General features: G+C 46.0%; 11 protein-coding genes and 2 tRNA genes. 4 read left to right on the forward strand and 9 right to left on the reverse strand.

The window, feature by feature from the left end; all coding sequences use genetic code 11:
• Positions 1 to 227: 227 nt before the first annotated feature.
• From frdD to frdA, 4 genes are read right to left on the reverse strand one after another with little or no spacing between them, the layout of a single operon-like run.
• On the reverse strand, positions 228 to 605 hold the full coding sequence (frdD, locus tag BCT49_RS04690; protein ID WP_009847918.1) for a fumarate reductase subunit FrdD: 378 nt from the start codon (positions 603 to 605) through the stop codon (positions 228 to 230).
• 11 nt (positions 606 to 616) lie between these two features.
• Positions 617 to 1,000 (reverse strand): fumarate reductase subunit FrdC, encoded by a 384-nt coding sequence (gene frdC, locus BCT49_RS04695; protein WP_061019340.1) that lies wholly within the window; start codon positions 998 to 1,000, stop codon positions 617 to 619.
• A gap of 1 nt (position 1,001) precedes the next feature.
• On the reverse strand, positions 1,002 to 1,766 hold the full coding sequence (locus BCT49_RS04700) for a succinate dehydrogenase/fumarate reductase iron-sulfur subunit (RefSeq protein ID WP_102434342.1): 765 nt from the start codon (positions 1,764 to 1,766) through the stop codon (positions 1,002 to 1,004).
• Positions 1,766 to 3,589, reverse strand: a complete 1,824-nt coding sequence (gene frdA, locus BCT49_RS04705) for a fumarate reductase (quinol) flavoprotein subunit (protein ID WP_017108666.1) — start codon at positions 3,587 to 3,589, stop codon at positions 1,766 to 1,768. The genes BCT49_RS04700 and frdA overlap by 1 nt, the downstream gene beginning before the upstream one ends.
• A gap of 468 nt (positions 3,590 to 4,057) precedes the next feature.
• On the opposite strand from frdA, the gene epmA reads away from it, so the two are divergent.
• Positions 4,058 to 5,029, forward strand: coding sequence for an elongation factor P--(R)-beta-lysine ligase (gene epmA / locus BCT49_RS04715; protein WP_102434344.1), 972 nt, complete (start codon positions 4,058 to 4,060; stop codon positions 5,027 to 5,029).
• 110 nt (positions 5,030 to 5,139) lie between these two features.
• Here epmA and BCT49_RS04720 read toward each other — a convergent pair whose 3' ends face one another.
• From BCT49_RS04720 to rsgA, 5 genes are all read right to left on the reverse strand, one after another.
• Entirely contained in the window at positions 5,140 to 6,027 is an 888-nt protein-coding gene (locus BCT49_RS04720; protein ID WP_102434345.1) for a DMT family transporter, read from the reverse strand.
• 160 nt (positions 6,028 to 6,187) lie between these two features.
• The gene (locus BCT49_RS04725) at positions 6,188 to 8,068 is read right to left on the reverse strand and encodes a methyl-accepting chemotaxis protein (protein WP_102434346.1); all 1,881 of its coding nucleotides are present in this window, start codon (positions 8,066 to 8,068) and stop codon (positions 6,188 to 6,190) included.
• A gap of 283 nt (positions 8,069 to 8,351) precedes the next feature.
• Entirely contained in the window at positions 8,352 to 9,767 is a 1,416-nt protein-coding gene (locus BCT49_RS04730; protein ID WP_102434347.1) for an SLC13 family permease, read from the reverse strand.
• Positions 9,768 to 10,064: 297 nt separating this feature from the next.
• The gene (gene asd / locus BCT49_RS04735) at positions 10,065 to 10,976 is read right to left on the reverse strand and encodes an archaetidylserine decarboxylase (protein WP_102434348.1); all 912 of its coding nucleotides are present in this window, start codon (positions 10,974 to 10,976) and stop codon (positions 10,065 to 10,067) included.
• Between the two features lie 125 nt (positions 10,977 to 11,101).
• Positions 11,102 to 12,157, reverse strand: a complete 1,056-nt coding sequence (rsgA, locus tag BCT49_RS04740; protein WP_017107428.1) for a small ribosomal subunit biogenesis GTPase RsgA — start codon at positions 12,155 to 12,157, stop codon at positions 11,102 to 11,104.
• A gap of 149 nt (positions 12,158 to 12,306) precedes the next feature.
• On the opposite strand from rsgA, the gene orn reads away from it, so the two are divergent.
• From orn to BCT49_RS04755, 3 genes are all read left to right on the forward strand, one after another.
• A complete protein-coding gene (orn, locus tag BCT49_RS04745; protein ID WP_017107429.1) occupies positions 12,307 to 12,852 on the forward strand; it encodes an oligoribonuclease in 546 nt (181 codons plus the stop codon).
• A 180-nt stretch (positions 12,853 to 13,032) separates the two neighbouring features.
• A tRNA-Gly gene (locus tag BCT49_RS04750) sits at positions 13,033 to 13,108 on the forward strand.
• A 52-nt stretch (positions 13,109 to 13,160) separates the two neighbouring features.
• Positions 13,161 to 13,237 (forward strand) — tRNA-Met (locus tag BCT49_RS04755).
• The last annotated feature ends 78 nt before the right edge of the window (positions 13,238 to 13,315 follow it).

Here is a 13,315-nt window from a genome sequence, read left to right on the forward strand (position 1 = left end):
GGGAAGAGCAGATTAGAGTAAACGGGATGCGAGATACGAAGAGCGGGAAGAGCAAGAGCTAGTGAGCTAGGTGTGTGATATTCGACAAGCAACAAAAAAGCAGAACAAGATAACCCTGCTCTGCTTTTAGTCTTTTCGCTCTTAAGCTTTTCGAATCTCGATTACCCGATACTCGAATCTGCTTTTAAGCTCTTCGATACTCGTTTACCCGAATCTCGTATCTGCTCTTAAATCATAAAAATGAAAATAACAGACAATGCGCTGATTAGGCCTGCAACGAAGTAGCAGCCAACTTTACCTGCAACGCCGACGTGGAACTTAAGGTCGTGCATGCCGTGGTGAAGACGGTGCATTGCGTGCCACATTGGCAGTGCTAGCGTACCGATAATGAATAGCGCACCGATAATGCTGGTGGCAAACTCAGAGACACGTTCGTAGCTCATTGCGTCAGCATCGATAATGCCCATTGGCACTAAGATACCCAGCACTAGAATCGTGATTGGTGTAATCATCGCGAACCAAGTACCGCCAGCGCCGAATAGGCCCCACCAGATTGGTTCATCAGAGCGTTTCGGATTGTGGTTAACATTGTAATTTGTGTTCATAACGAAGCTCCTTACACCACCATCAGAACGATTAAAGAAATAAATGCCACCGCTGCCCACTGGGTCAGTACGATGATTCTTTTATCCACCAATTTGCCTTTAAGGCGGATTGGCATTACTTGAGGCATCATGCTGAAGAAGGTCTGAGCGTGCAGTAAGCTGCCTAGCAGTGCCACGATGTTGATACCAACAACGATAGGGTTAGCCATAAAGCTCAACCAACCAGCCCAAGCTTCTGGGCCTTTCACTAGTGCACCCAAACCGAAGGTTAGGAACAGAGTGAATAGAATCAAAGGCAGTACAGTCGCTTCACGTAGCATGTAGAAGCGGTAAAACGGATGGTTGCTCCACCACGTTCTCTTCATCTCACGAACATAAGGCTTACGATTGCTCATATTATGCCTCCTCTGTTGTTTTTACTTGCGATCCATCAGGCTTGAACATCGAGATAACGAAGTCCATTGAAGACTCAACTTTGCCTTGGTTAACTGCCGCTGCTGGGTCTACTTTCTTCGGACATACGTCAGAACAGTAACCTACAAACGTACAGCCCCAAGCGCCGTTGTCGCCATTGATAAGCTTCATACGTTCAGCTTTACCATTGTCACGGCTATCTAGGTTGTAGCGGTGAGCAAGCGCAAGTGCTGCAGGGCCAATGAACTCAGGGTTTAGACCAAACTGAGGACACGCTGCGTAACACAAACCACAGTTGATGCAGCCAGCGAACTGTTTGTACTTCGCCATTTGCTCTGGAGTTTGGATGTTAGTGCCGTCTTCTGGCTTACGGTCGTTACCAATGATGTAAGGCTTGATTGCTTCAAGGCGTTCGATGAACGGCGTCATGTCGACAATCAAATCTTTCTCGATTGGGAAGTTAGCCAAAGGCTCAATCTTGAAGCCATTCGGGTAATCACGTAAGAAGCTCTTACACGCCAGTTTTGGCACGCCATCAACCATGATGCCGCAAGAACCACAAATCGCCATACGACAAGACCAACGGTAAGACAGGTCTTTATCTAGGTTATCTTTGATGTAACCAATCGCATCAAGTACTGACATGGTTTCATCAAACGGCACTTCAAAGGTTTGAAAGTGAGGTTCTGCATCGTGCTCAGGGTCATAACGCAGGATTTCAATTTTTTGGATTCGATTCGCTGACATTATGCTTGCTCCTCTTCGCTCTTCTTCGCATTCTCTTCTGCCGCTTTTTCAGCAGCAGCGGCTTTCTCTGCAGCTTCACCGTACAGACGAGCTTTAGGTTGAGATTTAGTAATCTTAACGCCGCTGTAGTCGATGGTTGGTGCTGCATCTTCGTTGTAGAAAGACAGAGAGTGTTTCAGGAAGTTCACGTCATCACGTTCTGTGCAGTTGTCGTCTAGACGTTGGTGTGCACCGCGAGACTCTTTACGAAGAATGGCTGAGTGAACCATTGCTTCTGCAACTTCAAGGCCGTAACCCACTTCGATAGCGTAAAGTAGGTCAGTGTTGAACACTTTGCCTTTGTCTTTAATGCTGATCTTCTTGTAGCGAGCTTTCAGTTCAGTGATCTTGTTGATGGTTTCTTGCATCAAGTCTTCTTGACGGTAGATACCACAACCTGCTTCCATGGTGTGACCCATTTCAGTACGAATATCAGCCCAGTTCTCATCGCCTTCTTGAGCCAAGATGCCTGCGATGCGATCTTCAACCGCTTTGATTTGCTTAGCGATAGCGTCTTCATTCCAGCCTTTGAATTCAGCTGCACGTTTCACGGCTTGTTCACCGGCTACGCGGCCAAATACTACGAACTCAGCTAGAGAGTTAGAACCTAGACGGTTTGCACCGTGTAGGCCAACTGAAGCACATTCACCAACGGCGAATAGGCCTTTAATGCGAGTTTCACAGGTACCGTTAGTTTCGATACCACCCATGGTGTAGTGAACGGTCGGGCGAATTGGGATTGGCTCTTTTGCTGGGTCAACGTTTACGTACGCTTTTGCAAGCTCACAGATAAACGGAAGACGCTCTTGCAGGTACTCTTCACCAAGGTGGCGAAGGTCAAGGTGTACGACATCACCAAGTGGGTGCTTGATGGTGTTGCCTTTCTGCTGCTCGTGCCAGAATGCTTGAGAAACTTTGTCGCGAGGACCCAGTTCCATGTATTTGTTTTTCGGCTCGCCCACTGGAGTTTCAGGGCCCATGCCGTAATCTTGCAGATAACGGTAGCCGTTCTTGTTGACGATGATACCGCCTTCACCACGACAACCTTCGGTCATCAAGATGCCAGTGCCTGGAAGGCCTGTTGGGTGGTATTGAACGAACTCCATGTCACGCAGTGGTACACCGTGGCGATAAGCCATTGCCATACCGTCGCCAGTTACGATGCCGCCGTTAGTATTACAGTGGTAAACACGACCTGCGCCACCGGTTGCTAGAACAACAGATTTCGCTTTAATCGTAACAAGTTCACCTTCAGACATATGAATCGCGATTAGGCCTTGTACTTCGCCATCTTCAACGATCAAATCCACCACAAAGTACTCATCAAATCGTTTGATTGTGTCGTACTTCATCGAAGTCTGGAACAGAGTATGAAGCATGTGGAAGCCGGTTTTATCCGCTGCGAACCACGTTCTTTCTACCTTCATACCGCCGAATCGGCGTACGTTTACTTCACCGTTTTCTTTACGACTCCATGGGCAACCCCATTGTTCCATTTGGATCATTTCGCGAGTCGAGTTTTCAACAAAGTATTCAACAACATCCTGTTCACATAGCCAGTCGCCACCGCCAACAGTATCGTTGAAGTGGTTATCTAAGCTATCTTCGTCTTTAATTACTGCTGCTGAACCGCCTTCTGCCGCTACCGTGTGCGAGCGCATTGGGTAAACTTTAGAAATCAGTGCTACTTCCAATTCAGGATTAGCTTCAGCCGCAGCGATAGCTGTACGAAGACCAGCGCCGCCTGCGCCGATGACTGCGATATCTGTGGTAATTGTCTTCACAGTTATTCTCCAGTGTGATGCGGAGTATTCCGCTTGTTATTATAAAAAAGCTTATTGGTGGCACTTACTAATTAATAGTACGTAAACGGCATCAACCGATCATCACCCCTAAGCCTTAAGTGGTAGGTTCAGTGTAAGAGAGGAGGGCGTTTCAAAAATTGATGTATTTAGGTTTTTGCTCCGGTAATGCATATGGAGGCATAGAATTTATAGGTTATGTGACTGCAATCACGGCAATCAATTGTTGATAACGATTCTCCCACAAGGCATGTGTTAACGGCTTGTTGAGTATGATTTTTGTTATCAATATTGTCTGAGGTCGAATATAGGTAAATGTATTGTAGAACGTGATTTTCTGGCTTCATTAAAACCGTATGTCGACCTTATTAATGCAAAGATAGAAGCTTACAAAAGAGGCGAAAAGTGGTAATTTTCGTCGCCTAGAATTCAGTGATATGGAACTTGATAATGCACTCCACATGGCAACCGGCCGCAACCATTAAGCAGTTAAAGCAACGTGCTGATATCCTTAATCAAATTCGCCAGTTTTTTGCTGAGCGAAATGTGATGGAAGTGGATACGCCAGCCATGAGTCACGCCACAGTGACGGATGTGCATTTACATACCTTCAAAACTGAGTTTGTAGGGCCGGGTTATGCACACGGCCAGCCGCTGTTCTTTATGACGAGTCCTGAATTTCATATGAAGCGCTTGTTGGCGGCAGGAAGCGGTTGTATTTACCAAATTTGTAAGTCTTTTCGTAACGAAGAAAACGGCCGTTACCACAACCCTGAGTTCACTATGTTGGAGTGGTATCGCGTGGGCTTTGATCATCATGACTTGATGGATGAAATGGATCTGCTTTTACAACAGGTTCTTAAATCAGGTATCGCGGAGCGAATGACTTACCAACAAGCGTTTGTTGAGGTACTGGGTGTGTGTCCGCTGGAAGATTCTATGGATACCTTAAAGCAGGCTGCAGCGAAACTTGGCTTAAGTGATATTGCTGACACTGAACAAGATCGTGATACGCTATTGCAGCTTCTTTTCAGTATTGGGGTTGAAGCGAAAATAGGCCAACAAGTGCCTGTATTTGTGTATGACTTCCCAGCATCACAAGCAGCGTTAGCTAAGATTAATCCAAAAGATTCACGAGTCGCCGATCGCTTTGAGGTGTATTTCAAAGGGATCGAGCTGGCTAACGGTTTCCATGAGTTAGATAAACCACAAGAACAACTGCAGCGTTTTGAAGATGACAATACCAAGCGTATTGAGATGGGCTTATCACCTCAACCGATTGATCATCATTTGATTGAGGCATTAAAAGCGGGGTTACCAGACTGTGCCGGTGTTGCTTTAGGTATTGATAGGTTAATCATGCTTGCGTTGGGTTACGACCACATCGATGACGTGACAGCTTTTCCTTTCCCACGTTCTTAACTTTTTGCTTTTGTTTTTACTGAGAGTTAATAGTCATTAGCTATTAATTCTCAGTTTCCAATCAGCTGCCAATTAACTTCACTAGCTAGCTGACTAGAATTCCAGTGCCACTAGCTGACCAAGATACCGGTGCCCAACACAGCAACAATGGCGCCGATCCAAGCGTAGGCATTAGGCCTTTGCTTGGTGTACAGCCAGAGTATTGGTAACAACATGATTGGTGTGGTTGAAGATAACAGCGCGACCATGCCGACATTCCCTTCCTGCAACGCATACAAGATCAGCGTCATTCCCACCGCCATTGCCAAAAAGCCGTTAACCGCGGTAATCGCGAATATCTGCTTATTCATTGGGTTAAGAGCGCGTGAAAGTTTAGCGCCCGTTAAGCGAAACAGGGAGTGAGCCACAAAGGCGGTGATCATTCGAATGGCAGAAGCTGCTATTGGGTCGATACTGGTTTGCATCACGGGTTTGGCAATAATGCCGCCCAATGCTTGGCAAATCGCCGCTGTAATTCCTAGCGCAACGCCAATCCACACGGTGCCCTTAATGGTTTCAAGTTGGTTGTTCGCTTGGCCACGACGACCAAAGAAGATTGCGGTTAATACACCACTAAACACCAATGCCGAGCCAATCAGCTCTACCGAAGTCATGCTTTCGCTAAATAGGAAGTAACCGAGAATCGCCGAGAACACGGCGTGACAAGAGAACAGCAGTCCAGCTTGGCGCGGTCCCATTCGGTTCAAACACGCAAACAGGGCAGTATCACCAATGAAGATACCAATCAGGCCTGACAGCATCATAGGTGTGACTAAGTCAGCTTCCACACTTGCCCAGCCGCCAGTAAACCAAGCCATGCTTGATAAGATGATCGCGGTACAACCCATTCTCCAACGACTATAGGCGAAAGAACCTAAGTGTTGAGCAGGCTTTACTGACATTAGGCTCGCAATCGCCCAAAGAAAAGCGGCAGCAAGAGCTAACCATTCGAATCCCATCTGAATAACATCCTTGTGTCTGGGATAAATTAGCTCATCAATATGCATCAAACCGAACTGAGAACAAAGTGATTCTTATGAAAGAACGACTTTGTTTCAGTTATTAGTTTATGTCAGCTGTCGCTCGGTGGTGTGGTTCACTTACTTTGCTTGAGTCGCGCTATACCTTAAAGCGCTCCACGTCTTGGCGCATCGACTCGGCAGCGCTACTCATTTCATTTGAGCTATTGCGACTGCTTTCAGCTTGCTGTGCAAGGTCATCAGAGGCATCCTTGATTCCTTGCGTATTACGGCTGATGTCTTCGCTGACCGCGCGTTGCTCTTCCGCAGCACTCGCTATTTGCAGCGCCATATCGTTGATTTCAGTGATTGCTTGCGTGATCTTAGTCAGGCTGCCATGAGCTTGTTCTGCGAAGCCAACACTGTTCTCTGCTAACTGAGTGCTGGTAGTCATGCTTTCAACGGCATGTTCGGTATTTTTCTGCAGTGTATCAATCATCACGCGGATCTCTTCCGTCGAGCCATGCGTTCTTTGGCTGAGCACTCGGACTTCATCGGCGACAACGGCAAACCCACGACCTTGTTCACCCGCACGAGCGGCTTCAATCGCTGCATTCAATGCCAACAGGTTGGTCTGTTCGGCAATGCCTTGAATGGTGGATAGGATTTGGTTGATGCTTTGAGCATTGCTCTCTAATTCACGAATCACATTGGCGGCATCTTCAACTTGAGTCGCCAAGCCAGTAATCGCATCGCGGTTTTGTTGGATTACCTCTTGGCCTTCGTTACAAGCGGTGGCGGATGCCTGAGAAGCGGACGCCGTTAATTCGGCATGGCTAGCCACTTCGGCTGCGGTGGCGGACATCTCATGAATCGCGGTCGCAATTTGGTTGATATCGTTTTGTTGATTTTCAACTCGAATAGAAGATTGAGTGGCCAGTTGATTGGCTTTTTCTGCATGATTGTTGAGATCGTGGCTGTGTTCTATCACGCCCTTCAACATGCTTTGCATCTGGCTTAAGAACTGGTTCACGAGCTCGGCAAGCTTACCAATCTCATCCATACGTGTGATATCAATACGTTGAGTGAGATCGCCTCTGCCTTGAGCCAGTTGAGTGAGCGCTTCAGATAATGTTTGTAACGGCGAAAGCAGGCGGTTGATGACGAAGGTGCTCGCAATCGAAATGACGATGTACAAAGTTAAAGAGGTCAGCGTGATGAATTGAATGGCATCGGATACTGCAGAAAACGCCATCTCTTTATCGATAACAATACCCAATGACCAATCAGTATTCGGCACGTTGGCCATGTAGACCATTTTATCACCCTGGCCAGGCCAAGTGAGAGTGGTGATCATCTGGTCTTGGAGCAGTTGTGACACCTTGTTGGTTGTTAGTTCTGGATTCAAACTGGTCAGTGGCTTTTGACTCAACGCTTCATCGCTGTAGGCCACAATGTTGTTATTGCCATCGACTAAAAACGCAAAGCCATCGTTATCCAGTTTTACGTTGAGAACCGTATCAATAATGCTGGTTACGGTTAAATCGGCCGCAAGAACACCTTGTCTATCGCCACTGAATGCTTTGGCAAAGCTGATGACGATGCTGCCGTCAAAGTCTTGATAAGGTTCGGTAATGATGAGATCGGATGTTGCGTTGGCATCTTTATACCAAGGGCGAGTGCGCGGGTCGTAGCCTGCTGGCCAATCTTCACCTTTGTCGCCATAAGCGATAGTGCCATCGCTGAACCCTGCATATACAGACAGGAATTGTCCGGCTTGCTTGGTGAGCAATAACTCGCGATCTGAGTTACTGTTGCTTGAAATGGTCGATTCATTGGCAAGCATCATATCACTGCGGATAGAGAGCCAATCGGCAATGTAATTGGTGGTGCCAACACTGACATTTTTCATTTCTTGGTTGATCGCGACTTCAGTCTCTTGAGTCAGCTGATTAACCGATATCCAAGCTTGAGCGCCACTTACGACGGCAATAATGACCGCAATGGCGATCTGAATTTTAAACTTAATAGTATGTCTCAAGGTCCATTCCTCTCTGATTAGACAAAACCTAACAACGGTGACGTACTTAATAATGAATTGATATGTCTTTGATAGGTGTATAGTGCCGCTCCCTACCGGGGAATGAATGTGTTTAAAATCATAAATTCTAAATATATTTACTCTGATTTTTGCAAAACAGTGAAGTAAAATCACAGTTGTTTATTGATTTAAAAATCAATAGCTTGTTCATGATATAGCGCGAATAGGCACTAAATTTAAATTTAGCGCCTTAGTCGGAATAAAAGTGACCGTTGAACGTCTATTAGGTGATGATGAACAACGCGAGGTAGACCATTAACAAGCCGACAATACCTAAGATGATGCCCATCTTCGCCATGTCTTTGCTCTCAATAAGTCCAGTCGAGTAAGCCAATGAATTGGGTGGTGTCGATACTGGAAGAATCATACCGAGTGATGCGGAGAAGGCGACTACAACCAACAAGCCTTGCAAGCCGCCAATCGCGACCAAGCTTTCCATGGATGCACCAATCGCAGCCGCTATCGGCATCAACAAGTTAGCAGTCGCGGTGTTCGACATGAAGTTCGCCATTAACCAACACACGATAGATAGCGTTAGTACCACAGCAGCAGGCGAGAGTGATTCATAATCAATCGCGTGCGCCAATGCCGCAGCTAGCCCTGTTTTATCAAGGCCGATACCAATCGCAATACCACCCGCCACTAACCACAATACATCCCAGTTAATCAGCTTGAGCTCTTCTTTGCCCATGATGCCGGTCAGAGTGAACACCGCCAGCGGAATGATGGATACCACATAGGTGTTCATGCCGTGAAGTTTGGTGGTCATCCATAACAGAATAGTGGCAGCGAAGGTGATGTAAACCACTATCGCTCGCCAACTTTTTCTAAATTGACCATCAAGCTTGAGTACCATGTTTCTTTCTTTTGAAGGGAAGAGTTTTTGTAGAAGAAACCAAGCTATGGTGAGTTGGATTATCACAAAAGGTAAGCCCATCATCATCCAACTAAGGAAGTCGATACTGTTCTCGCCAGTTAGGTATTGCAGTGCGATCGCATTGGGCGGTGTACCGATTGGGGTCGCGATACCGCCAGTATTGGCAGCAATTGGAATACATAACACCAGCGCTTTAATCCCCATGTCGCCTTTTGGCGCAGAGGCTACGATCGGACCTAGCAATGCAAGCATCATTACAGTGGTAGCTGTGTTCGACATGAACATCGAGAACACCGCAGTGATCAGCATTAAACCGAGCATGATGAAGCGCGGCTCTGTACCAAATGGTTTGAGTAATACTCGCGCTAAGTTGTTGTCGAGTTCGTACTTAGATGCCGATATTGCGAGAGCGAAACCACCCATGAACAGAATGATGATTGGTGACGAAAATGCACCAAAGATGTCGGTATATTTGATTAACTCACCGAGATCGTGTCCCGCTGGTGGGTTTCTAAATAAGTGCAGGCCTTTGTCGGAGATCATCACCAGTTCAAGTGCAATGATCAGAATTGAGGTGGCGAATACTGGAACAGGTTCAAGCACCCACAGCAGGGCTGCTAATAAGAATATCGCCAACAGGCGGTGTTGAATCAGCGTGAGATCATCGATTGGGATGGAATCTATCGGCATGAATAGCACGCCTAAGGGAATCGCAAAACAAATCAACAGCTTGACCAGAACGCCAACATTGAGTTTAGGCATGTACAAAGACCCTATGAATAAAATATCTTCAAATAGAGTAAGTTATCTGGATTTTTGGTACTTGGAGACGGGTTGTAAAATCGGAAAGTTGTTTAAGGTTTCGACAGTTGTTTTGTTTTTGGTCAATCTTTTTATGGGGTAATTCGACGTCTTGCTCGGTGGGAGTAAGGCTATCGGTAGTTAAACTTATTGGTATCTTGAAGAGAGGTGTCTGGAACTAGATAATAAAAAGGCGCGTTCTTCTCTAAATATAGAAAAATAACGCGCCTTTAAAACTAAATGAGTTAACTCAGAGAGTTAAGCTTGGTCTGAGTTCTCTGTTGAATCAACAGTTTCAGTCTCAACGTCTTTACCCGCAATGTGCGCGAAAGGGGTGCCTAGAACGGTTTTCTCACCATTCTGCATCGTTTCGTCAAACTTGATTGCATCTTTCGCAAACAGGTTGATAACCGTTGAACCAAGCTTAAAGCGACCCATCTCTTCGCCTTTCTTCAAGATGATAGATTTATCGCCTTGTGCAGGGTAATCCCACTTGTAAACCGAGTTACCGCGAGGTGGCGTGATGGTGCCAGCCCATACTTGCTCGATGCTGCCAACGATAGTTGCGCCAACCAGCACTTGTGCCATTGGGCCAAACTCAGTATCAAAGATACAAACCACACGCTCGTTACGTGCGAATAGGTTTGGAACGTTCTCTGCCGTTAGTGGGTTTACTGAGAAAAGATCACCTGGAACGTAGATCATCTGACGCAGCGTGCCATCGCATGGCATGTGCACACGGTGGTAATCACTTGGAGACAAGTAAAGCGTTGCGAACTCACCGTCTTTAAACTCATCGGCTAGAGCAGCATCACCACCAAGCAACTCACGTGCTGAGTAGTTGTGGTTCTTAGCTTGAATCAGTTGACCATCAGTAATTGGGCCAAACTGACTTACGCGAGCATCAGCGGGGTGAACAATCACGGATTCGCCTTCAGCGACAGGGCGCATGCCTTCTTTTAATTCACGTACGAAGAATTCATTGAATGTCTTAAAGTGTTTTGGATCGCTATGCAGAGCTTCATCCATGTTCACTTTGTATTGCTTGATGAACCAGTTGATGATCGCTGTCGTTAAACCGCCCGCTTTAGCAGACGCCAGTTTACCAACTAAACGAGTCAGGCCATGTTGTGGGATCCAGTACTGCAATCCAACTTTAATCTTATCCATTGTATTAATTTTCCGATGCTAATTGTTTTTCAATTAAATCTGTCGATGACGGTTTAGGGCGCGAGATGTTACTTAAATTCGCGCCAATTGTCAGTAAATGCACACATTTGTTCACAAAAACGCGATTAGAGATCCGCTTTCTTGCTTCGTGAGTACTGACGGTTATCTTTGTTGTCAGCCATTGTTTCAATAATGCGGTGGTAGCTAGCAAAGCGTAAGCGGCTAATTTTTCCGTCTTCAACGGCTTCACGCAGAAGACATCCTGGGTCGTCATTGTGTTTACAATCACGGAACTTACAGCCACCTAGGTATGGCTTGAATTCAATGAAAGCATCTGTGACTTCATCGGGTTCTAAATGCCATAGGCCGAATTCACGTACCCCAGGGGAATCGATAAGATCACCACCAGAAGGGAAGTGATACAAACGCGCTGCTGTGGTGGTGTGTTGACCCAGTCCTGAGTTTTCAGAAACTGCACCTTCTTCAATGTCCAATGTTGGCATCAGTGCATTCACTACGCTGGATTTACCTACGCCAGATTGACCAACGAAAATGTTGATACGATCTTTCAGTTCGGCTTCCAACTCTTTGATGCCGTACCCCGACTCTTTACTCACGAACATGACTTTATAGCCGATTTTCTCGTATATCTTCAGCGTTTCGCGGTATTCGCTAATTTGTTGCTCTGTCAGCAAGTCGACTTTATTGAGCACAACTAAAGGGGCAATATTCACCGTTTCAGAGGCGATCAAGTAGCGGTCGATAATATTAAGTGATAGCTCCGGTAGTACAGCTGAAACGATAACCATTTGGTCTACGTTTGCGGCAACCGGTTTTAGGCCGTCATAGTAGTCAGGGCGAGTTAGCATTGATGTTCTAGGCTCAACGGCTTCGACAACACCAGAGATGCCAGCCATTGACTCAAGTCCTGCGCGCCAAGTTACCTTGTCTCCTGAAACTAACGTTTCGATACTACGACGTAAGTTACAACGGTGAACTTCGTTGGTTTCAAGATCTTCGATATCGGCATGTTGACCAAAGCGCGTAATCACGAGTCCGCTTTTTGTTCCGCCAAGCATGTTCTCATCCCACTGGATGGAATCTTCTTTCTTGAGTCGCTTGTTCTGGTTGCTACGTACGCGACGCACCTGACCTTTGGTTAACTTCTTTTTTTTAGCCACAATTTTTCACTTAACACATCTAACTTGATGATTGAGGACTCAAACAGGATGTTATTGGTGCCACTGATTTCGATGGCCCTAAAGCTAGTTTGAGTATAGTTATTTGGGTATAGTACCTCTTTTATACATAAACAAATAGGCGACGCCTTATGTCCTTTAGCGATCAGAACCTTATTTGGGTTGATCTAGAGATGACAGGACTAGATCCTGAAACTCATAAAATTATTGAAATTGCTTCTATCGTTACAGATAGTGAGCTCAACATTCTGGCTGAAGGGCCTGTTTTGGCCATTCACCAACCTCAGAGTGAACTGGATAAGATGGATGAGTGGTGTACGACGACTCATACTGGCAGCGGTTTAGTAAAGAGAATTCAAGAAAGCACCGTTTCAGAGCAAGACGCAATCAAACAAACGATTGAGTTTCTTGAAAAGTGGGTACCGAAAGGTAAATCACCTATTTGTGGTAACAGCATCGGCCAAGACCGCCGTTTCCTATACAAGCACATGCCAGAGTTGGAAGAGTACTTCCACTACCGCTATGTCGACGTAAGCACTCTGAAAGAGCTTGCGCGCCGTTGGAAACCTGAAGTACTCGATGGTTTTTCTAAATCAGGAAGCCACCTTGCACTAGACGATATTCGAGAGTCGATTGCAGAGCTTCAGTACTACCGAAAAACAATCATTAGCATCTAATCTGATTGAATGATCACGTTTATCTAACTTTTCAGGTACATACAGGGCATTTTTTTTGCAATTTTGTGTGCTTTTTCAGCAGTTGAGTAAAAACTTGCTGATTTTTGCATTAAGGACTTGCATCACAAAAAAATGCTCTTATAATTCGCAGCCCTGAACGGCGAAAGACGTTTTCAGATTGCGATACTAGCTCAGTTGGTAGAGCGCAACCTTGCCAAGGTTGAGGTCATCGGTTCGAACCCGATGTATCGCTCCAAATTCTCTCTTTTTTAGAGAACAGTTTCATTGTCTTAAACAATGCATCCGGACGCGGGATGGAGCAGTTTGGTAGCTCGTCGGGCTCATAACCCGAAGGTCGTCGGTTCAAATCCGGCTCCCGCAACCACATTACAGTTAAACGTTGATCACTTCTTTGCAGTAAGAACTTAGCTTCTTAGCAGAAAAGATGAACGGTTAGCTTATG

This window comes from Vibrio lentus, assembly GCF_002875945.1.
GTDB classification, from domain to species: domain Bacteria; phylum Pseudomonadota; class Gammaproteobacteria; order Enterobacterales; family Vibrionaceae; genus Vibrio; species Vibrio apostichopi.

Coding starts and splice junctions, on each gene's coding strand:
- frdD (WP_009847918.1), bottom strand. CDS start 605: ATGAACACAAATTACAATGTTAACCACAATCCGAAACGCTCTGATGAA.
- frdC (WP_061019340.1), bottom strand. CDS start 1,000: ATGAGCAATCGTAAGCCTTATGTTCGTGAGATGAAGAGAACGTGGTGG.
- BCT49_RS04700 (WP_102434342.1), bottom strand. CDS start 1,766: ATGTCAGCGAATCGAATCCAAAAAATTGAAATCCTGCGTTATGACCCT.
- epmA (WP_102434344.1), top strand. CDS start 4,058: ATGCACTCCACATGGCAACCGGCCGCAACCATTAAGCAGTTAAAGCAA.
- BCT49_RS04720 (WP_102434345.1), bottom strand. CDS start 6,027: ATGGGATTCGAATGGTTAGCTCTTGCTGCCGCTTTTCTTTGGGCGATT.
- BCT49_RS04730 (WP_102434347.1), bottom strand. CDS start 9,767: ATGCCTAAACTCAATGTTGGCGTTCTGGTCAAGCTGTTGATTTGTTTT.
- asd (WP_102434348.1), bottom strand. CDS start 10,976: ATGGATAAGATTAAAGTTGGATTGCAGTACTGGATCCCACAACATGGC.
- orn (WP_017107429.1), top strand. CDS start 12,307: ATGTCCTTTAGCGATCAGAACCTTATTTGGGTTGATCTAGAGATGACA.